The sequence below is a fragment of the Ochrobactrum sp. PL_is483 genome (assembly GCF_055816855.1).
In genome coordinates this window covers 299,151-317,641 of sequence record NZ_JBVPGS010000040.1, presented here as the reverse complement: position 1 = coordinate 317,641, position 18,491 = coordinate 299,151, and the positions used below count along the sequence as shown (strand labels likewise).

Sequence of the window (18,491 nt, the reverse complement as noted above, 5' to 3'; positions counted from 1 at the left end):
AGCGAGGTGAACGGCGATGACTGCAGACGTGATTTCATTGGACGAGGCCCGGAATCGGTTGCGGGTGGAGCCGGAGTTGGTAGCACAGGACGAGTTTTTCCGGGGCATGTACTTGTTGCGCGAAGCGCTGGAACTGATCGAAGCCCTGCCGGGAAAGCGGGCCGAAGATGCCTACGACCGCCTATGCCAAGGAATGCGGGTGGTTTTTGATCGAGAACGGAGGCTGGGCCGTGGGTGAGATTTTGAAGATGGAGAAGGATGTGATGGCAAGGGTGGTGCGGGAGTTAGACACCACGGACCTTGCGTTGCTCACCGCAGACGATCTGGCAATGAAAGACTTGCTGCCGGTTTCGTCCAAACCGAACGAGGTGCAGACCTTTAGTTCATTTTTGGACCGGAAGCAGGCGCGAAAGGGCAAGGCGCAGGCGGAACTGAGCCGCCAAGCAAATCCGGGCGGTTTTGCGCCGTCGGTGGCGAACGCAAAACTGGCGATCACCAAGCTCGGCATTAGTATGAAGTTCGACAAGTTTCACATGCGGATGGAGATCGAGGGTTACGATAAGCCCGTTGGTGAGGCTTTTGCGGACACGGTGCTGAAGCTGCGCGATGTTGTGATTGAGAATTTCGATTTCGATCCCGGCCAGCGAAACGTGGAAGATGCGGCAAGGCTGCTTGCGATGCAGAACGCGTTCGATCCGGTGCGGGATTATCTTGATGGGCTGACGTGGGATGGGACGCCGAGGCTCGACACTTGGCTTTCGGTGTATCTTGGCGCGGCGAATGATGAGCTTACACGGGCCATTGGCCGGGCCGTGCTGGTTGCTGGGGTTCGGCGCGTACGGCGTCCCGGCTGTAAGTTTGATGCAATGCTGGTGCTGGAAGGGCCGCAGGGGCGCGGAAAGTCATCGGCGCTTAAGGTGTTGGCCGGGGGCGATGACAATTTCACCGATGCCCTCGATTTCCGCCAGAACTATAAGGAGCATCAAGAACTGCTGCTGGGAAAGTGGATCGTTGAAGCGCCGGAGCTGGATGGGCTGGGCCAGTCGGACGTGCGGCGGGCAAAGCAGTTTATCTCAAAAACCCACGACCGAGCGCGCGCGGCCTACGCCCGGACGGTTGAGGAAGTGCCCCGTCGCTGCATCCTGATCGGCACGACGAACGACGACCATTACCTGAAAGACCCAACCGGGAACCGGAGGTTCTGGCCGGTGGTGACGGGAGAGATTAATCTGGCGACGCTGCGTGAGGCACGTGATCAGCTTTGGGCCTAAGCCGCGATGGTGGAACCGGGTGAAGCCGACCCGGTGACGATCCCCGAGCATCTGTGGACGGTTGCTGCCGAGCGGCAAGCCGAACGGGTTGAAGCTGATCCGTGGGAAGATACGCTCGCCGCGCTCCTGCCGAAGCTTGCTAAGCGGGCCGAAGGCGAGCTTCGTATCGCCACCAGCAGCATTTTCGCATCGGCGTTGGCGATGGAAATGTCGGAAGTGACGAAGCGGGATAGCCGGAGGCTGGGTGATTGCATGAGGCGGCTGGGGTGGACCGGGCCGAAGCTGATCTGGGCGGGAGATAAGCCGGTTAGAGGGTATGTTAAACAGGATGGTATGGCCCTGACCGATGATGAATGAAAAAATACAATAAAAACAATGACCTAACCGCCTAACTGTTCCTAACGGTTATAACACGAAGTTTATAGACTTCCTAGGACACTAAATCCCTTCAATCCCCTTATCAGTTAGATCAGTTAGAACGGTTAGGATTTCTTCCATCCCATTGAAAACATGGGGTTTTCATCCATAACCGAAACCGGGGCTTTGTCCCTTTCATAACCGTTATGTGGAGGCAAAAGAATGGCCGACGGCGAAATCCTAAGCCCGGCGCTCGCCGCGCTGTTACAAATCATGACCTCGACCGAGGTGGCCGAGGCCAAGTGCGTTGAGGCCGCGAAAGCGATTATTGAGTATGAAGCGCCGCAAGGGGTCTACGACCTCACCCACCGATATTTGATCGGGGTGGCCGAGGATGACGAACAATCAACGGATTTGCGGCTGGAGGCGTTGAAGTTGCTGCGGAAGGTGGAGGCGCGCCGGGTTGTTCCGGGAGTGGCGAAAGGCGAAGATACGGAAAAGGCGAAGCGGCTAGCGCAGAGGCTGGAAGCAGCGCGAGAGCGGGTGGAGAGGTTTCGGACGGGAGGATGGCAATCCACTTTTCCGATACCTTGATGTGCGATATTCAGCACCAACGCATACGCGAAGAAGGATTGCCGTGAGATCACCTTCTTGCCGCAGCTGATAGTCGTCGGAATTCTGGAGAATTGGCCAATTTGGACGAAATCGCACGGACCCGATCAAGAGCTTTTGTAAGATCATGCGGGACTACGGAGTTTTCGCCCGCACCAACGGTTAAATCCAACAAGGTGAGGAGTGCTCTTGCTTTTTCTTCATCATTGATCAGGTCGACTCTTGGTGCGCCTTCGTCGTCACCGTAAAGGCCATAATCGATCAATGACCAGCATTGAAACGGGACAAGAAATCGTTTGATTGCCGCGACCGCATCCGAAAAGCATTGGCGAGAAGCGGCTGGTAGATCAGCCAAAGCTGCACTCACGCCAGGGGTTACCAACGAAAGTTCCTGTGGCCATACTGCTGTTAAAAAAGGTGAAATGGCCATCGTGAAAAGCTTCTCAGCGGTATGACTTTCTTTCCTAGTTTTCCCGTTTTCCGTGAGGTCGCGGATGAACTGCGTCATTACACTTGCTGCAGAGGCCCTTACTTCGTCGTCCAAGACCCGGATCATCTGCTGGATATCAGTATTGCTTACCGCTGGTGATCGCCCTTTCAGCTGAGCAAAAAGACTTTCGACTATTAGATTGAAAACAAGCCTCTTTCTGACATCACGACCAAGGCTTTGATCTGCTGCTTTGTGCGCCATCGCAGAACCTATTAACTTCAAAACCCCTTCGCTTTGCATTCTTCGTGAAGCAGCGCTCCAGAAGATACGGGATTCAGGGTCATTACGTTTCAATGCCTCGATAAGATGGTCTTTGGTCCAATCTGGCTCCACCGCATAAAAGAACGGTAATGCCTGAATCAACCTACTGAGAACAATCAATTTGCTCCGACCATTTTCTGCGATCAGCAAATCTCGCATCTCGCGCGCCACACTTCCTTCCGCAAAAGCTTGTTGTTCCTTGGGGGAGTATTGTAAAACTTCGAAGAAAACCCCAATCAATTTCCCAACAGGCGTGGTTGAGGCGCTTATTTCCTCCCGAGTATCGTCAGGATCGTCTTCTACGATGTTAGGAGATTCCTCGACATTATTCTCGCGTTTAGCGTTTGTGGCTTCGGCTGCGTAAGGCCAGATTTTTTTCCACGCATCGATCCCGTTAGCTGTTTTCGCAACATACTTTGTCCAGCGATCAATCCAAGCGGTAATACCCCGAACCGCAATCCGAATGGTTCGTCCTGACAACCGGTTGATAAGGGCAATTACGCGACTTACTTCTTGATCCAAAGCTCGAGGGACGTCCTCGATGACCTCCGGTGGTGGGACGTGGGCATATCCGAACTGGTTCCAAACAGACGGATAGGCATCTCCCGCATTTGCGACGTTTTCAAAATCTTTCAGTACGGAAAGGCAGTTTTCAGTTTGATTGAGCCAATTGCTTGCACTTTCTGCTGGTCCGTTATCCCATACATTTTCTGAATTGCGGAAAGCATTCTCCAGTTCTTGCAGCCGGGCAGCTCCGCTGAGCGTATCGAGTAATTTATTCGTTCCTGTTGATATCCACGATGCTTCAGACGCCACTTTAAAGCCGTCCGTTAAAGTCATATCGACGATATTGCTAAACTGTTGCTCATTGGCACGTATGAATGACTGCTCTCGTTCAGGCAATTCATTTCCGGCCAATTCAAGACGCTTGAGTTCTTGGGTAATGCGATAGCGGCGGGCTTGATCTACCTTGTCCTTCTCGACTTGCCGGGGCCAGAAGTTTCGAGGTGGCCCCTTATGAAGGCGGCGTAACACATTCTTTTGAGTGGTGTCATCTAGATCGGAAAATCTAATGGCCCGCAACTCTGTGACCTCGGGAAAATCGTGCAGATTCCAGAAAGAAGTGGTATCTAATTCTGTGAAGAAGTTATTGAGTTCTTGGGACGTGGCGAGCGCTGGCAATCTTGCCGCTGCTGCCCACAACCGACGATGTACAGGATTGTTAATGACGCGCCAGCGCTTTGCAAATTCCAAAGCAGATTCTGTATCCAGTTGCGCAATACGCTCCACAACGCTGTATAAAAGCTTGACCGATGGGGCAATTCCTTGATGAAAGGAATCTGGGTCTCGCTGAACATTTTCATTATTCAGCCCAACATAATAAACCCGATCCAGCCCTCCGAGTTGCCAGAATCTTCCTTCGCCATTCCATCCAATTCGGCGGCCAATACTCAAGCCGTGTAGAACAGCAGAATTTAGTTCGTTTGCCAGCGATACAAGGAAATTACGATCAGTAATCTGATCCAAGGCGAGAAGATCTCGCTGCACCAACTTTCCGCTAGAAAGCCTTACGGATATCAAATGATTGTAACTCGACGGTTTCCGCGGCTTCTTGATGTATGTCCAGCGCCATTCATCAATTCTCTCGACCTTTATATGCGGATAAACAAGATCGACGATGCCAGATATGACTGCTCCAGATAGTTCTCCAGATCGTAACCGTGCTTGAAGCGAATAAACGGATGTAAAGTCGTCATCTAAGGTTTTTCCAGCCCAGCTTTCTTCTATGAAACGCCATGTGGTGCGCCACGGTTCTTTTAAATCGTTTGCATGTCTGTCCAATAATTCAAGAATGGCTAGTCGCTGGGCCGTTTGGCGATCTTCCAGATTTAGCGCCCAAAACACGGATTCTTCTTCGCAAAGACGGCTATCGAGGAAAATGAGAGTCGCTCTAAATAACGAGCGATCATGTTCACTTAAATTAAAGAAAGCCCGCGTCATGGGCGGACCTCCCGTTCCTTTTCCGAAAGTATTGAGATTGTTGCATCGAGCCAACCAATATCTGCTTTGGCGTTAGTCACCAAAGCAATCAATTTATCCCTAGCACTCGCATCTTCGCGACGTATCAGATGGTCAAACAAATCTCGCTCATGCTCAGGCGCTAACATTCGTGGAGCCTTTACTATTTTGCGGATCGTCGACTCCACTTTTTCCCGTTTACCGTTGATAGCTGACAACTCCGCCCATCGCTCAAGCGTTTGGCAAAGCGAAGCATGGCCATTATCCGGAGGATAGTGGATTGGGGTAATACCTCGAGCCTTCCAATCTTCAAGATCGACTGGGTCACTTTGGCTTGTAAATGTAAATCGTTCTTTCAAGTCGTCGAAGCGCGAACCGTCGGCTGCTACTGCATTGAGGAGATAGCGCATCGGTGGATCATTGGCACTGTATCCAATGAGCACGATGTGGAAGAGCCTTGCAGCATCGTAGATGAAATCGGGAACAACGCGCCTTCGCAAATAGAACTCACCAAAATCCTGATCGGAAAGCACTAATTCTGCCGATCGTTTCGGGTTATTGTCGAGTGCTCCATGAATATGCAGTACTCCGGAGAAATTGGTTTGTCTCGTTGGTCTCGGTATAGAACCAAGCGAATAGCACTGGGGTGCTGGAGTTGTTCTGTTGCGGGCCTTCTCTAGAAGTAGATCAAAGTTAGTCGTTACTATTGTCGAAGCTCCGCCCCTGTCTGCTAATTTCATTAGAGCACGGTGAAGTGGAGCCGGTTTACTTTTTTTCCCGTTGAGACACTGTGCTACGACCTGTCTGACGCGACTGTTATCTAGTGTTTTTTGGTCGAGACGCCTTTCTAGCATTCCTAGTACAACGTCATAATCACGCATAATGAATCTTTTTACTTCAGCTTTTTGCGGATCATTAAGCGATGAAAGGTCGGTTTCCCATTGATTGCATGCGCCAATCGGAAGGTGTGAAATTATTGCATGAACTTTCGAATCTAGCTGCTCATAGACTTCAATAACTAATTCTCTAAAATCGGGAAGCTTTGAGGCCTTGGAAATGCCAGCGCCACACACGAAAAGAACTTCACCGCGAGCGTGTGCTAGCAACAACCTTTCTGGAATTGGGGCTAGTCCTCGTCCAAGGGTAATTACGCGATCTTGAATGGGTGAAGCTTCATCGGCCAAGGTTACTTTCGCGCCCCGCAACGCTCGAGTTTTAAAGGTGTCCCTCTATTGAGGCAGATTCGATTAAGAGGCGCAATGGAAGCAGATAAAATTGGAGACTGCTCTGTGTAAAGCTGCCAGTATGTTTCACATTGAGGCAGAACATTCCTTTAGAATCCTGAATACACTCGCCCGACCGATCCCCAGCTTCGTCGCGATTGCGTCAGCCGTCATCCCTCCGGCCTTCAACCGTAGCACATCCTCCGCTTTCGCCCGCGCAGTCGGCGCTCGCCCCTTATACTTCCCCTCGGCTTTGGCCTTCGCGATCCCTTCGCGCTGCCGTTCTAGCATCAATTCCCGTTCAAACTCGGCAATCGACCCCAGCAAATTCAGCATCAGCTTGCCGGTCGGCGTGGCGGTGTCGAGATTCATAGATAGTATGCGAAGCCCCACGCCCTTCGTGCGAAGCGTCTCTGTGATCGCCACGAGGTCTGCGACGGATCGCGCGAGGCGGTCAAGCTTGGTGACGATAAGCGTGTCGCCCTCGCGTACGTAATCCAGCGCCCGCTCCAGTTCCGGGCGCTTAGTAGCCACAGACGATAATTCTTCTTGGAATATGCGCGAAGCACCTGCGGTTGACAGATCGCGGAGCTGGGCTTCAAGTCCAGCTTTCTGGTCGGTGGTTGATGTGCGGGCGTAGCCAACGATAGCGGCGGTGGACATGGCGGACTCCGATAGTCTCACATAACTCTGTAAGACTGTGATACTGGTGTATCAAAAAGTCAACTCCAATGTGTGTGATACCATCAGTTGGTATTTTTCCACGAATCACTAGGGCTTGCCCTAGTGATACTGCGCCGAGATACGGTGCTGTGAGGTTGAGCCATACGCATGGGGTTGGGCGATGCATGGCATGGCTAACAATGGATAGAATGTATCGGGAAACGGGACGGAATGGTGCCGCCATCAAGCGCGGCAATGATTGCCGGTAGTTCTATCCATCGAATGAAATATCGCGCCATGCGGCGGATGCGGGGCGAAGATCGGTATGGTCCAGCATTGCCTCATCGAGTTTCATTGCTTATTGTGTTCTATTATGGGACTGGGTGGGACTGACATTTATTCGGCAGTCTGCATGGCCGTGCGGAAGGGGGAACTGGCGGAGCCGTTTCGCGCCCTTGACGTGCGACGGGTTGCACCCGGCTGGACCTATCCACGGTATTTCGAGTTCCTCGCTGACCATTGCACCGACAAGCAGCCGCCCGATGTTGCGCTATTCGTTCGGGTCGCCAAGGGACGCTATCGGCTCAACGACCAAAAAGCTGGGTAGGCCGAGGCCCTCCCGCCCCCTTTGCATTGTGCGAACGCAGGGGGTGGTTTCGCCGGATGGCACCCCCCGTCTGCCTGACCATGCCCCTCGCAAATCTTGTGTGAATTTTTCAGTCGTATGGCTCAGGGGCGAGCGCAAGCCTAACGCCTTGGCCTTCCAGATATTCGAGCACTGCGAAAAGCATAATTAGAACGCCCGACATTTCCAGCGTTTCTTCGATTGTTGAAGCGGCGAGGTAGGACGCATTGAAAAAAGTTTCGTCAGCCAAGAACGCGCCAATACCCTCGAAAACCAGAGCGCCGGTCACAAAAACCGCTCCTGCAAGGACGAACAGGCTTGCTGTGCGTCGGGGCAGTGTGAATAACCAGCGGACGTAAATAACTCCAACAACGATCACCACGAAAGCAGCTGGAATGATCCATGAGAAAAATGGATGGGCGGTGCCGGGGATGGCGTAATTATCCGCTCGCCATAAACCATGCATGTCCGTTCCCTCGTCGAGCGACATATAGAAGAAGATCGCTGACAATCCCCACCACGCAGTCGAAGGAAGTGATTTGAGGTGCTGGACCCACGCGGCCAATGCGAGAGCGCACGCAGTCGCAAATAGCTGAAGCACGGAAAACCAAGTCGGAACGTTCATTTCGCGGTTAAGGTCAAACATGTGGCCGACGCGATTGATCGGCTCCATGGCAAGGCCACAAGCTTTTGTATACCAGCACACCATCACCACGGAGTGCAGAAGTACTAGTAAGGCGATTATTCCGGCGGAAATCCACGCAATCAGAGATGGGCGAATACTGAAATAAAGGTGTGTTTGTGCCTGTTTCATGGTGCCCCCCATAGGCATTACCCATTCAATTTTATCGCAACGACAGGTTACGTTCAAGGAAATGGCGGCTACCGCTGCTTGTTTCATCTCCTATCGTTAATTTCTGACAGTGCAGTTCTTGCGTCGTTTTTTACTCGCTATAATTTACCAATCGCCAATACATTGTTGCCGGATGCAGGAGTCGTGGAAACGTAGTCAGCCCACGCGCTCATGAGCCTGCGTCGCTTTTCCAGCATGTCGCCACGCTGATATGCCGCCTCGGTTTTGTCGCGGACGGTGTGGGCGAGCGCGGCTTCGGCAATCTCGCGAGGGAAGCTGGAACGCTCCGCCGCCCAATCCCTGAATGTGGAGCGAAAGCCATGAACGGTTAGTCCCTCAGTGCCGTCCATTCCTCGAAGAACTTCTAGCATTGCCATGTTGCTCAGCGGCTTGCCTCGTTTCGCGCCGGGGAACACGTAAGGGCTGCGGGCCTCCATCGGTGTTGATTGCAGGATTTCGACGGCGCGGTCGCAAAGAGGGACGCGGTGCGGCTTATCCGCTTTCATGCGCTCTGCCGGGATCGTCCAGACCTTCTCGACTAAGTCGAACTCGGCGTCGGTTGCGCCGATGGCTTCGGACGTGCGGACAGCCGTGAGGATTGTGAACTCAAGGGCACGGGCGGCTATGCCCGACACCTCCCGGAGCCGGGGCATGAAGGAGGGGAGGTCGGTGTATGCCATGGCTGGGTGATGGCGAACTTTGGAAACCCTGGACCGGGCCGGGAGCAGCTTGTCGAGGTGCCCGCGCCAACGAGCAGGGTTTTCTCCGGTGCGGTAATGACGGGCCTTAGCCCAATCCAGCACCAGCTCAATACGTCCGCGCACACGGCTCGCGGTTTCGGTTTTTTCTGCCCAGATCGGCTCGATGATTTTAGTGATATGGGCGGTGTCGATGCTGGCGACTGATAGGGAGCCGATGACGGGGTAGGCGTAGGTTTTGAGGGTGTTGCGCCACTGGTCCGCGTGCTTGGCATTTTTCCAGCCTGCCGCGTGCGCCTTGATGTAGCGTTCGGCGGCATCCGCGAAGGAGATTTCGTTCGCGGCCTTCGCTCGCGTGGTGGCTTGGCGTTCCCGGCGCGCCTCAATCGGGTCTATTCCATCCGCCGTGAGTTGCCGAGCTTCTCGCGCCCGTTCCCGGGCTTCCCGAAGTGAAAAATCGTGGATGGAGCCAAGTCCCATTTCGCGGGCACGGCCAGCAAGCATGAAGCGGAAAATCCAAGACTTGGTGCCGCCCTTGGCGACCTGCAAATACAGCCCACCACCATCATTATACATGCCTGCGGGAAGTGCTTTGGCGACCATTGCGGCGCTTAATCTGTTGATGACGCTGGCCATTTCAGACCTCAAAAAATGGGATTAGAAGTGGCGATATTAAGCTGTTGAGATGCTTGAGTCTATTGAGAATGAAAGAATTTCACGTACAACATTTTTGAGTTTATGAGATTAGAACCCAAAGTATACTATCGTACCCAACAGACCTACCCACAAATGCATGTCGGAACCCATCGGAACTAAACGCAATTAACCGGCACGAAAAAGATACGAAAATATTTATTTTATTGAGCTATCGGAATTACTCGGAATTACTCATAAGTTCGAATGACAGACACCCCCTCCGCCATAAAATCATGAATTAATTTTGCAAAACTTGTTGACGAATATTGATGCTTTCAGTCGATGCCAGTGAAGCTATTAAGCACGTCCTCGCCGCTGCTTAAAACAGTGATGCTATCCGGTTCAGCAAATGTTATGGTGCTGCGCCAATTGTGGTCAATATATTGACCCCTAACCTGAGGAGACGTTTTTTAGCCTGTATTCCAGCCATTTCTTTTCTGAATGGATGGAAGACGAAAGGCAAAATACATATATCCGGAAAGAATGGCAGAGAATATGTCGGCATTTCATCTCTTTTCGGTCGTCCGTACGTCTCAAACGAGGTGGAAGTTCAAACGGGGGCATGGTTTGCAATTGTTGTTGTCGATGCTCAATGTTCATAAAATCCCTGCCGGAGAATCTGGCTGGGCGCGGTCAGGACTGTCATGACCGCTAACGACATATTCATTTCAACCGCGATGGTTGAAAGCAAGGATCGCACCGATTTCTGGCGGGCCACGACGGGGCCGATTTTTGAGCCATCACCCGTCCCGGATGAATGGCACACACCGCTGGAGGGCATACTTCGAGCGCGCCCACTCGGTTCTCTGGTGGTGGGATCGACGACATTCAACAACCAAAGTTTCAGTCGGGATCGCCGGAGCATCGTGCAGGGTGGTCTGGATTATTATTTCGTGCAGATTGCGACCTCAGGCGGCATGAGAGGCGATTTCAACGGAGTCAATGTCAAGGCGGATGTCGGTGATATCTTGATCACAGATTTGACGCAGACGCTGAGAAGCCAAACCGAAGCGGGGCACAGAGATTCCGTCCTGATCAGCCGCAAACCCCTCGAAAAAGCTGTTGGATTTAGAAACCTTCATGGGGTCGTTCTAAAGGCGGGACAGCCAATGACCCAATATCTGGTCACCTGCCTCGGTGGGCTCTATGCCCTCAGCCCTTCGTTGTCCGATGCGCAGGCAGCAGCGGTTGAAGAAGCTGTCATCGGATTGCTGGCGGCTGCGTTAAGGGGAGAAGAATCGGAACAATCCGATGATTACTCCTCACCGCTCGGGTTGGTGTTACGGCAACGGGTGCTGGAGTTCATGTCGCAGAACATCCATCTGCCGGAAATGTCTTTGGAACTCATTCAGCGTCGCTTTAACGTATCGCGCTCCCATCTTTATCGCGCTTTTGCGGCTGATGGCGGCGTCGCCAAGGTTCTGCGAGATATGCGGCTAGATGCAGCTTTTCTGGAATTAACCAGGACAGATCGTCCGTCCCGCTTTATTTCGGAGATCGCCTTCAGCTGCGGCTTTTCTAGCAGTAATCAGTTTCTGCGAGGGTTTCGCGCGCGCTTTGGTGTCACGCCAAGTGAAGCGCGGGAAGCAAAACTTATTTTTCCATCAGGCATGCGACCGAACCCTGATTTGATGGCGTATTTCGTAGGTGTCCGCAACCAGGCCGTCCAGTTATAGCTATATTCAGGCAGGGCACTATTATGATCGCCGCGGGGGGCTATACGTTTGTTGCCGTCAAACATGCGAGGTTCGGCTTGCGGGCTTGACGGGGCAAGCTCAAAATATTCACAACGTCCCATTGGTGTTAATGCCAATAAAAATCATGAACATTATCGCTACGACGACTGCAAATAATGCAAGTGATTGAAGGAAAGATAATGTATCTATTTCCATATTCATTATATCCTAAAATATTATATATATAAATAATATCATATATTATACTAGCAAAATAATCGACAGTCAATTCAATTGCTGATATGATCGAGAATTATTCGAAATGGTGTATATAGTAATTGTGTAATATACATATATCTGTTGTTGGTATAACGATTATCTCAACATTGCCAAAAATATTGTTGCGGATCGATAAAAGGTTCGAAGAAGTTTTGTTCTGGATAATGCGTAGAACAAAATGAATGGAGGGCTTTCAATGGCTTCGTTTTTATAACTTCAGGAAGCTTCTTCTTCGATCGCATTCTGAGCGACCTGTTCGATACCGCCATTGAAGCGTTCTGCAGCGAGTAATCCGAGCCAAACGGCAATGAGGCATAGCACAACTGAAAAGCCAATATTGAATAATGCCTTGCCGGGTTGACCTACCCGGAGGAGATCCATTGTCTGGAGGCTGAATGACGAGAAAGTGGTGAAGCCGCCGCACACGCCGACCATGAAGGCGATGCGCCAGATTTCCGGTACAGGAAAGCGGCCTTGTTCCAGTGTCAACGCGCCGAAAAACGAGATCGCAAACGAACCGACGATATTTATGACGATGGTAGCCCAGGGAAGTTCACGGCTTATCGGCAACATCAAGAGGGTCAGCCAGTATCGCGCGACGCTTCCGATCGCCCCGCCAAGCGCCACCATGAGAGTTGCTTGCATTGTTCTATGTCCATTCAATAATGGTTAGAGGCTTTGCCATCTGGAAGCCTGGTTCTTGCTTCACGCGGCATCGCACTCTTCTCCTGTTTCAATTCAAGCAGGAGTCATCAGCCAATTGCTGGCAGTTTCGGGAGAACCCCATTCCCATCACGTATGGCGAAAGCCATCGGGAGATTTATACAGAAAATTGGGACCGCCCGTCAATCTGACGGGGGATGGCAGCGCCCACCGAATTGCAAACCGACAATCAGTTGAGAGCGCCGCTTTTACGGCGGCCCAGACGGCGTTTTGCGGCGTCGCTTGCGCGATAGATGAATGAAGCCGGCGCCGGCAAGGTGCGCCGCATGAAGGCGACCTTGCGCAGATAGTTTTCGATTTTCCAGATTGCCCATGTGCCGCCGCGGAAATAGGCAACGTCACCCGACCGCAAGGTGCGTGTGCCGCCGTCAGCATCGGTGACGTGGACTTCGCCTTCAAGGATATAGACGGTTTCGTCCCAACCGAAATACCAGCGGAAGGTGCCAGCGGTGCAATCCCAAACAGCGGTATAGGCTGCCCTGTCCTTGCTTGCCGATTGCTCGCTCGAGCGGGCATGCGGATTGCCTTCCAGCACCCAGTCAGGATTGATCGGTGCGGGTTTCAATTCCATTTCCATTGCATTGTCGGAGACCACAGCTGGCCCCTTGTGCGCGATGAAGATCCCCGGCATGGTTCGAGCGACAGCAAGAACTGCACTTGCAAACATAAATTTCCAAGCCATGATTTCCCCCGATTGGCTGCTACCTCTCAGATAGCGGCCAATCGTCAGAATTCGGTTAAAGCATGGGCGAAATCGATCGCTATATGCAACTAATGCGAAGAGCGCGCGCGGCAGAGTTTCCACATCAGCGGCACTGCGAGAATTGCGATGGCGCCGACGCCCGCGAAGAAAGGGCCATATCCGAAATATTGTGCCAGATAGCCCGATGCGACACCGCCCGCCATGCTGATCAGAGCGTCCATGCACTGGAACAGGGTGAAGTCCACACCCGCCTGTTTCGGGTCTGACCAGTGCATAAACTGCGCATAAAGCGCGACGAAACCCAGCGCCACGACGCCGGATGAGCTTGCAACCGCGACTGCGATGAGGGCGAGGCCCGCGTTCTTGTCGGCGGAATGGAGTGCAAAGAACAGGAAGCACAAAGCCTGCAATAGCAGGGCCGCGACGAGAATGCCGCGAACGCCGAACACGCGAACCAGCCAGCCACCAGCCAGCGCTGCGGCAAGGCCGATGAACATGCTACCGGCTCCGTTCAAAATTCCGACTGTCGTAAGGTCAAGTCCGGCATCGATAAGAAAAGGGCCGAGCATTGCCAGTCCCGCCTTTTGCGCAATCACATAGACCGCAGTCGCCGCAAGGCCGCGTCTGATCTCTGGTCGCCGCCATGCTGCAAGCAGGGAAGGGGTGTGCGGACGGTCTTCGACGCTGTCGCGGCCGCGCGAAAAGAGTGCAAAGGGCAGGCCCAGCAGCACGAGGACTGCGGCCATGGTCCATATGGCGACCTGCCAGCCCGCTTTGTCGACGAGGACCAGAAAAGCACCCGCACCGATGGCGGACCCGAGATAGGCGCCGCCCACCTGTGCCGCATTGCCCCAACCGTAGTTCTCCGGTGACAGGCTTTGCACTGCAAAGCCGTCACAGGCAATGTCCATGGTGGCCGTGGCAAAAGCAACGATAGCAAGAATAGTGAGCAGCAGGTAGACCTTCCCCGGATCAACGAAGCCGATGGCAAGAAGGCATAGGACAGACAAGATGCCGCCGCCAAGGATGATGGTGGCGGTGCGGGTTTTGCCCGCCGGAGGCAGGCGGAAACGTTCGACCGCAGGTGCCCAGAGAAATTTGAGCGCCCAGGGCAGAATGATGAGTGAAACAAGGCCGATCTGGTCGAGCGATACGCCATTATCGCGCATGATCGCGGGCAAGCCAGTCCACGTCATGCCACCAATCACACTTTGGGCGATGTAGAGGCCGCTGATCGTCGCAAACACGGCGATCGGTGACGGTGCTTTTTCAATCCGTTCCATAGCGTTGATCAGAAGCGGTAACGCAGGCTGCCGAAGACCTGACGGCCTTCCTGTTGATAGCAATAGCCCGCGGTGCAGACAGGGTCGCGATTGTCGAAGATGTTCTTGGCATTGACCTGCAACAGAACGCCTTCAAGCTTCGGATTCTGGTAGCCGAAATCATAGGAAACGGCGGCATCGACCATGATGCGGGAATCGTTCTTGAAGCTGTTCTGGTCGTCGCCATAGCTGGAGCTGACGTAACGAATGCCGGAACCGAGACCGAGACCCGCAAGCACGCCGTTCTCGATCTTGTAGTTACCCCAGAGCGATAGCACATCGTTCGGCGTGCCTGAAAGCTCATTGCCGACGGTGCCTTCGGCGCCCTTGTCGATCTTGACCCGCAAGTGGGTGTAGGACGCGATAATGCCGATGCCATTGTCGAGTGTGGCATTGGCTTCAAGCTCAAAGCCGCGTGAGTTCAGGTCGAGCTGGCGCTGCTTGTTGATGCCTGAAGACGCATCGAGCACGATGCCGTCCTTCTGGTCGATATCGAACAGCGAAGCGCTGATGACGGCATTGTAGCCGGGAACCTCATATTTGACGCCGATCTCTTTTTGCCGTCCGATGGTCGGATTGGCGACGCGCTTGTCGTCGCTCATGACGTCGTCATAGACGAATCCGATATTGGGAGAAAACGAGGTCGAGTAATTGACGTAGGGAATAAGGCCCCATTCCGTCTTGTAAGCGACGCCGATGCGGCCCGAGAACGCGCTGTCGTCCTGCTTGGTATCGGTATAGTCGGCATCCGTGGTGGTCGATTTCACCCAGTCATAGCGGCCACTTCCGAAGACCGTCAGGTTGTCCCACTCAATCTGGTCATGCGCATAGATGCCGACCTGATTCATCTTCTGTGCACCGTTGAAGGGAATAACCATTGCGCGGATGTCTTCAACGGACACATAGGAAAGGCCGCTATGGACTTTGTAGTCCGACCAGGCATAGTCGATACCGGCGATCGCCTTGTGGGTCAGGGCACCGGTTTCGAAATCGAACTGCGCCATCGTGTCGACGACAAAATTCTTCATGCGCTCCTTGTAGTGTCCCCAATAGCGGGCAAGATCGGTGCTGTCTTCGGGCAGATAATGGCCGCTATATTCGAGGTCGGCATCGACATCGCTGTAACGGACGTTCTGGCGAACGGTCAGGAGATCGTTGAAGCGATGCTCGAATTCGTAGCCGATGCGGCCCTGCTTCTGCACGAAATCATTATAGTTCGGATCGCCTTCATAGAGGTTGGAAACCTCGCCATAAGACGGATTGTAGAATGCAGCCGTGCCGCCGGTTACTGAGCGGGAAAACTCGCTGAGGAATGTGAAGCGCGTGTCTTCATCCGGCTTTATGGTGAAGGACGGTGCAATGTAATATTTGTCGTCCGGATAGCCGGGTAGTTCCGTATCGCTTATGCGGCCGAGGCCGGTGATACGATAGAGGAACGTCTTGTCTTCATTGCCAGGCCCCGACAGGTCGAAAGCTGCCTGATAGCGATTGTGATTGCCGAAAAGCAATTCGACTTCGCGGAACTCTTCTTCCTTCGGTCGCTTGGTAACGACATTGACAATGCCGCCGGGGCCGCTGACGCCATAAAGGGAGGAGGCAGGCCCCTTCAGTACGGTTATGCCCTCAATGCCGTAGGGCTCGGTTTTCAGCCAGGCGGATGGGCCATTGATGATGCGCAGACCGTCGCGGAACATGCCGGTGTAATAGGCCGGGAAGCCACGCAGATAGAATGCGTCGTAGCGTGTATCGAAGCCGAAATTGTTGGGATTGGCGCTCGCGGTGTAGCTCAAGGCGTCATTGAGCGTGATCGGTTTCTGATCCTCCATCTGGCGCTGGGTGATAACCGAAATCGACTGTGGAATCCTGACGATATCCGTGTCGATCTTTGTGCCTTCGCGATCTTTCTTGGCGACATAGCCGTCCTGAACGAGGGTGTCGTTGCTCTGCGACTGAATCGTGACCGTGTCGAGAACGAGTGGCTGCGCGCTATCCTGAGCAAGCGAAATCGCAGTCGAAGCAAGAAGGGCGGTTGAGGCCAAAGCCAGAGACAGCCGACCGTGACGGGAATTGAAATGCATGTGTGTCCCTCGGATCAAAACGCTTCATGTCGCGAGAGCCCCATCTCGACGACATTAAATAGGAGTGTATCACTCAACTATAAAATGGAGTGTCAATGTCAACAATTAATAGCGAGAAATCGGAGGGGAAAACTCAGGGCAAGCTGGCGGCTGCGATTAATCTGCAACACTTTGCTTGCGTCGCCGCAACCCAGTATGGCGGAAGTTGAGTGCCTGCGAACAAAGGTTGCAGGCGTCGTCCGGCAGCGAGACCGGTTGCCTGCCGATGGACTCACCCTATGGCGGCTTTGCCCAAGCTCGCCAGTGCATGGCCATTTCGCGACGGGCCTAAAGTCGACAGGTGCAAGAGAACCTCCGGCCATGTCAGCTTGAGACCGGTCTCCAGTAATCTTGATGCGAAGGCCAGTATATCCGCAGGATTAGCGCAGTTTTCCAAATTTCATTCGAACTATGGAAAGAACAATCTCGGTGGGCATTTTCATGCATGCTAGAAGTTGCCCAGTTCGTTTTTTGAGAGGATCCGACATGGGATTAACGGTGACATATCCGGGCGCCAGTGCGCCCCACTATATCGATCAGTCGGAGGATATTGAGGTTTCTCCCGGCGAATTGAAGGCAGCAATGCGCCACCTCGCCGGTGGTGTTAGCGTCGTTACAGCGGGTTACGACAATGGCCGCACAGGCGCGACGGTGACATCGGCTACGGCTCTTTCGGTCGAGCCGCCGACGATCATTGTCAACATCAATCGCGGTTCGTCAGTCTGGTCAGCAATTAGCCGTCACAACCATTTCTGCGTGAATGTGTTGTCTTCCGGCCAGCAGGCAATCGCAGATCGTTTTGCGGGCAAGGGTGGCATCAAGGGTGTTGAGCGCTACGCGAGCGCCGAATGGTATTCGCTTGAAAGCGGGGCGCTGGCGTTGGCGGGTTCACTGGCGTCAATCGATTGCGCGGTTGAAGACGTCATTGAACGGCATACCCATGCGATCGTGATCGGGCGGGCTCTGAAAATCGTAACCGGCTCGGGTGAACCGCTCCTTTATCATAATGGCGACTATCGCCTTCTCAATGCACTTTCAGGCACTTAGCTGCGCCCATGCGGGGGCAGAACCGTCATCTTCCAGCCCGCCATTGCGTGCAAACTGTTCGAGCGTCATTGTGTCAAGAACGCCAGCGATTGCTTCGCGCACCAGCAGCATGGAACGGCGCACCTGGCAGGTGCGATGATCATCACAGTCGTCGCATGGCTCGTAAGCCGTGCGGCTTGCACAGCGGATTGGCGCCAACGGTCCGTCGAGAACGCGGACGACTTGCCCGATGGTAATCTCGGACGCCGGTTTGGAAAGACTGTAGCCGCCGCCGGGGCCTTTCTTGGACCGCAGAATCCCGTCATTGCGCAGCTCCAGCAGGATCGCGTCGAGAAACTTCTTGGAAATATTGTTCCGGGCGGCAATTTCGGCGACGAATGCGCTTTCACCCGGCTCAAGGGCGGCGAGGTGGGCCAGTGCCTTCAGACCATATTTGCCCTTCTTGGTAAGCATACGCGCTCCGCCGATGTTTCGCCGGACTGCTTTTGCACGAATTCGAGAGAATTAATAGCCTGACATGATTGGCCGGGGGCCGCGCGCACGGGTTTCAGCCGATTTCGCGCGATGCGCTCGGTGTGTGATAATAGAGCGGGAAGATCACCCCGTAGGGGATCGTCACGACATCGGCCATTTGGTCATCGGTCGGGCGATCATCGTCCGCCTGTTCACGATCTTGGTAATCGGCGTGTACATCCGACAGCGCAAAGATGATTGCGCTCCACAGCAGGAACGGAAGCAGCGCGATGGCAATATAGACAAAGCTCATATCCATGTCATGCATGGTGAGCTACCAAACCTTTGTCATCGAGGAACAGGCTTCTCAAAATCGGTTTTTTTGCAGTTGGATTTTGCTTTT

General features: G+C 53.5%; 18 protein-coding genes and 1 riboswitch. Of the genes, 7 read left to right on the top strand and 11 right to left on the bottom strand.

Annotation, left to right across the window (positions count from 1 at the left end; genetic code table 11):
- Positions 1-16 precede the first annotated feature (16 nt).
- From AC0TNJ_RS19635 to AC0TNJ_RS19620, 4 genes are all read left to right on the top strand, one after another.
- Positions 17-238: a hypothetical protein gene (locus AC0TNJ_RS19635; RefSeq protein WP_162997387.1), complete on the top strand. Its 222-nt coding sequence runs from the start codon at positions 17-19 to the stop codon at positions 236-238.
- Positions 231-1,271 carry a virulence-associated E family protein gene (locus tag AC0TNJ_RS19630; protein WP_473772128.1) on the top strand — a complete coding sequence of 347 codons (1,041 nt, stop codon included), beginning with the start codon at positions 231-233 and terminating at the stop codon, positions 1,269-1,271. The genes AC0TNJ_RS19635 and AC0TNJ_RS19630 overlap by 8 nt, the downstream gene beginning before the upstream one ends.
- Positions 1,272-1,277: 6 nt before the next feature.
- The gene (locus AC0TNJ_RS19625; protein ID WP_473772127.1) at positions 1,278-1,628 is read left to right on the top strand and encodes a hypothetical protein; all 351 of its coding nucleotides are present in this window, start codon (positions 1,278-1,280) and stop codon (positions 1,626-1,628) included.
- Between the two features lie 222 nt (positions 1,629-1,850).
- Complete coding sequence (locus AC0TNJ_RS19620) at positions 1,851-2,222, top strand: hypothetical protein (RefSeq protein WP_473772126.1); 372 nt, start codon at positions 1,851-1,853, stop codon at positions 2,220-2,222.
- A gap of 49 nt (positions 2,223-2,271) precedes the next feature.
- Here AC0TNJ_RS19620 and AC0TNJ_RS19615 read toward each other — a convergent pair whose 3' ends face one another.
- The 3 genes from AC0TNJ_RS19615 to AC0TNJ_RS19605 all read right to left on the bottom strand — a co-directional run bounded on the left by AC0TNJ_RS19615 (position 2,272) and on the right by AC0TNJ_RS19605 (position 6,896).
- The gene (locus tag AC0TNJ_RS19615) at positions 2,272-4,992 is read right to left on the bottom strand and encodes a hypothetical protein (protein ID WP_473772125.1); all 2,721 of its coding nucleotides are present in this window, start codon (positions 4,990-4,992) and stop codon (positions 2,272-2,274) included.
- Positions 4,989-6,194, bottom strand: a complete 1,206-nt coding sequence (locus AC0TNJ_RS19610; RefSeq protein ID WP_473772124.1) for an SIR2 family protein — start codon at positions 6,192-6,194, stop codon at positions 4,989-4,991. The genes AC0TNJ_RS19615 and AC0TNJ_RS19610 overlap by 4 nt, the downstream gene beginning before the upstream one ends.
- 126 nt (positions 6,195-6,320) lie before the next feature.
- Positions 6,321-6,896: a recombinase family protein gene (locus AC0TNJ_RS19605; protein ID WP_473772123.1), complete on the bottom strand. Its 576-nt coding sequence runs from the start codon at positions 6,894-6,896 to the stop codon at positions 6,321-6,323.
- Positions 6,897-7,308: 412 nt separating this feature from the next.
- Between AC0TNJ_RS19605 and AC0TNJ_RS19600 the strand changes: the two genes are divergently transcribed.
- Positions 7,309-7,503, top strand: coding sequence for a hypothetical protein (locus AC0TNJ_RS19600; RefSeq protein WP_425598332.1), 195 nt, complete (start codon positions 7,309-7,311; stop codon positions 7,501-7,503).
- 109 nt (positions 7,504-7,612) lie between these two features.
- Here AC0TNJ_RS19600 and AC0TNJ_RS19595 read toward each other — a convergent pair whose 3' ends face one another.
- Both AC0TNJ_RS19595 and AC0TNJ_RS19590 read right to left on the bottom strand, forming a co-directional pair.
- Entirely contained in the window at positions 7,613-8,335 is a 723-nt protein-coding gene (locus AC0TNJ_RS19595; protein ID WP_152849382.1) for a hypothetical protein, read from the bottom strand.
- 137 nt (positions 8,336-8,472) lie between these two features.
- Complete coding sequence (locus AC0TNJ_RS19590) at positions 8,473-9,708, bottom strand: tyrosine-type recombinase/integrase (protein WP_473772122.1); 1,236 nt, start codon at positions 9,706-9,708, stop codon at positions 8,473-8,475.
- 704 nt (positions 9,709-10,412) lie between these two features.
- Between AC0TNJ_RS19590 and AC0TNJ_RS19585 the strand changes: the two genes are divergently transcribed.
- Entirely contained in the window at positions 10,413-11,444 is a 1,032-nt protein-coding gene (locus AC0TNJ_RS19585; RefSeq protein ID WP_473772121.1) for an AraC family transcriptional regulator, read from the top strand.
- Positions 11,445-11,939: 495 nt separating this feature from the next.
- Here the strand turns inward: AC0TNJ_RS19585 and crcB are convergent, their stop codons facing one another.
- The 4 genes from crcB to AC0TNJ_RS19565 all read right to left on the bottom strand — a co-directional run bounded on the left by crcB (position 11,940) and on the right by AC0TNJ_RS19565 (position 16,549).
- The gene (gene crcB / locus AC0TNJ_RS19580; RefSeq protein ID WP_473772120.1) at positions 11,940-12,368 is read right to left on the bottom strand and encodes a fluoride efflux transporter CrcB; all 429 of its coding nucleotides are present in this window, start codon (positions 12,366-12,368) and stop codon (positions 11,940-11,942) included.
- A 91-nt stretch (positions 12,369-12,459) separates the two neighbouring features.
- A riboswitch (Fluoride riboswitch) is annotated at positions 12,460-12,523 on the bottom strand.
- A gap of 92 nt (positions 12,524-12,615) precedes the next feature.
- Positions 12,616-13,128 (bottom strand): cupin domain-containing protein, encoded by a 513-nt coding sequence (locus AC0TNJ_RS19575; RefSeq protein WP_473772119.1) that lies wholly within the window; start codon positions 13,126-13,128, stop codon positions 12,616-12,618.
- An 89-nt stretch (positions 13,129-13,217) separates the two neighbouring features.
- Entirely contained in the window at positions 13,218-14,432 is a 1,215-nt protein-coding gene (locus AC0TNJ_RS19570; RefSeq protein ID WP_473772118.1) for an MFS transporter, read from the bottom strand.
- A gap of 8 nt (positions 14,433-14,440) precedes the next feature.
- Positions 14,441-16,549, bottom strand: a complete 2,109-nt coding sequence (locus AC0TNJ_RS19565) for a TonB-dependent siderophore receptor (RefSeq protein ID WP_473772117.1) — start codon at positions 16,547-16,549, stop codon at positions 14,441-14,443.
- A gap of 525 nt (positions 16,550-17,074) precedes the next feature.
- Between AC0TNJ_RS19565 and AC0TNJ_RS19560 the strand changes: the two genes are divergently transcribed.
- Positions 17,075-17,635: a flavin reductase family protein gene (locus AC0TNJ_RS19560; RefSeq protein ID WP_473772116.1), complete on the top strand. Its 561-nt coding sequence runs from the start codon at positions 17,075-17,077 to the stop codon at positions 17,633-17,635.
- Here AC0TNJ_RS19560 and AC0TNJ_RS19555 read toward each other — a convergent pair.
- Positions 17,624-18,088 carry an RrF2 family transcriptional regulator gene (locus tag AC0TNJ_RS19555; protein WP_473769416.1) on the bottom strand — a complete coding sequence of 155 codons (465 nt, stop codon included), beginning with the start codon at positions 18,086-18,088 and terminating at the stop codon, positions 17,624-17,626. The genes AC0TNJ_RS19560 and AC0TNJ_RS19555 overlap by 12 nt on opposite strands.
- A 94-nt stretch (positions 18,089-18,182) precedes the next feature.
- Positions 18,183-18,416: a hypothetical protein gene (locus AC0TNJ_RS19550; protein ID WP_473769415.1), complete on the bottom strand. Its 234-nt coding sequence runs from the start codon at positions 18,414-18,416 to the stop codon at positions 18,183-18,185.
- Positions 18,417-18,491: the final 75 nt, after the last annotated feature.

Excerpts from the sequence above, each read along its gene's own strand:
- AC0TNJ_RS19635 (WP_162997387.1), top strand. The coding sequence starts at position 17 with ATGACTGCAGACGTGATTTCATTGGACGAGGCCCGGAATCGGTTGCGG.
- AC0TNJ_RS19625 (WP_473772127.1), top strand. The coding sequence starts at position 1,278 with ATGGTGGAACCGGGTGAAGCCGACCCGGTGACGATCCCCGAGCATCTG.
- AC0TNJ_RS19620 (WP_473772126.1), top strand. The coding sequence starts at position 1,851 with ATGGCCGACGGCGAAATCCTAAGCCCGGCGCTCGCCGCGCTGTTACAA.
- AC0TNJ_RS19615 (WP_473772125.1), bottom strand. The coding sequence starts at position 4,992 with ATGACGCGGGCTTTCTTTAATTTAAGTGAACATGATCGCTCGTTATTT.
- AC0TNJ_RS19605 (WP_473772123.1), bottom strand. The coding sequence starts at position 6,896 with ATGTCCACCGCCGCTATCGTTGGCTACGCCCGCACATCAACCACCGAC.
- AC0TNJ_RS19600 (WP_425598332.1), top strand. The coding sequence starts at position 7,309 with ATGGCCGTGCGGAAGGGGGAACTGGCGGAGCCGTTTCGCGCCCTTGAC.
- AC0TNJ_RS19595 (WP_152849382.1), bottom strand. The coding sequence starts at position 8,335 with ATGAAACAGGCACAAACACACCTTTATTTCAGTATTCGCCCATCTCTG.
- AC0TNJ_RS19590 (WP_473772122.1), bottom strand. The coding sequence starts at position 9,708 with ATGGCCAGCGTCATCAACAGATTAAGCGCCGCAATGGTCGCCAAAGCA.
- AC0TNJ_RS19585 (WP_473772121.1), top strand. The coding sequence starts at position 10,413 with ATGACCGCTAACGACATATTCATTTCAACCGCGATGGTTGAAAGCAAG.
- crcB (WP_473772120.1), bottom strand. The coding sequence starts at position 12,368 with ATGCAAGCAACTCTCATGGTGGCGCTTGGCGGGGCGATCGGAAGCGTC.
- AC0TNJ_RS19575 (WP_473772119.1), bottom strand. The coding sequence starts at position 13,128 with ATGGCTTGGAAATTTATGTTTGCAAGTGCAGTTCTTGCTGTCGCTCGA.
- AC0TNJ_RS19570 (WP_473772118.1), bottom strand. The coding sequence starts at position 14,432 with ATGGAACGGATTGAAAAAGCACCGTCACCGATCGCCGTGTTTGCGACG.
- AC0TNJ_RS19565 (WP_473772117.1), bottom strand. The coding sequence starts at position 16,549 with ATGCATTTCAATTCCCGTCACGGTCGGCTGTCTCTGGCTTTGGCCTCA.
- AC0TNJ_RS19560 (WP_473772116.1), top strand. The coding sequence starts at position 17,075 with ATGGGATTAACGGTGACATATCCGGGCGCCAGTGCGCCCCACTATATC.
- AC0TNJ_RS19555 (WP_473769416.1), bottom strand. The coding sequence starts at position 18,088 with ATGCTTACCAAGAAGGGCAAATATGGTCTGAAGGCACTGGCCCACCTC.
- AC0TNJ_RS19550 (WP_473769415.1), bottom strand. The coding sequence starts at position 18,416 with ATGCATGACATGGATATGAGCTTTGTCTATATTGCCATCGCGCTGCTT.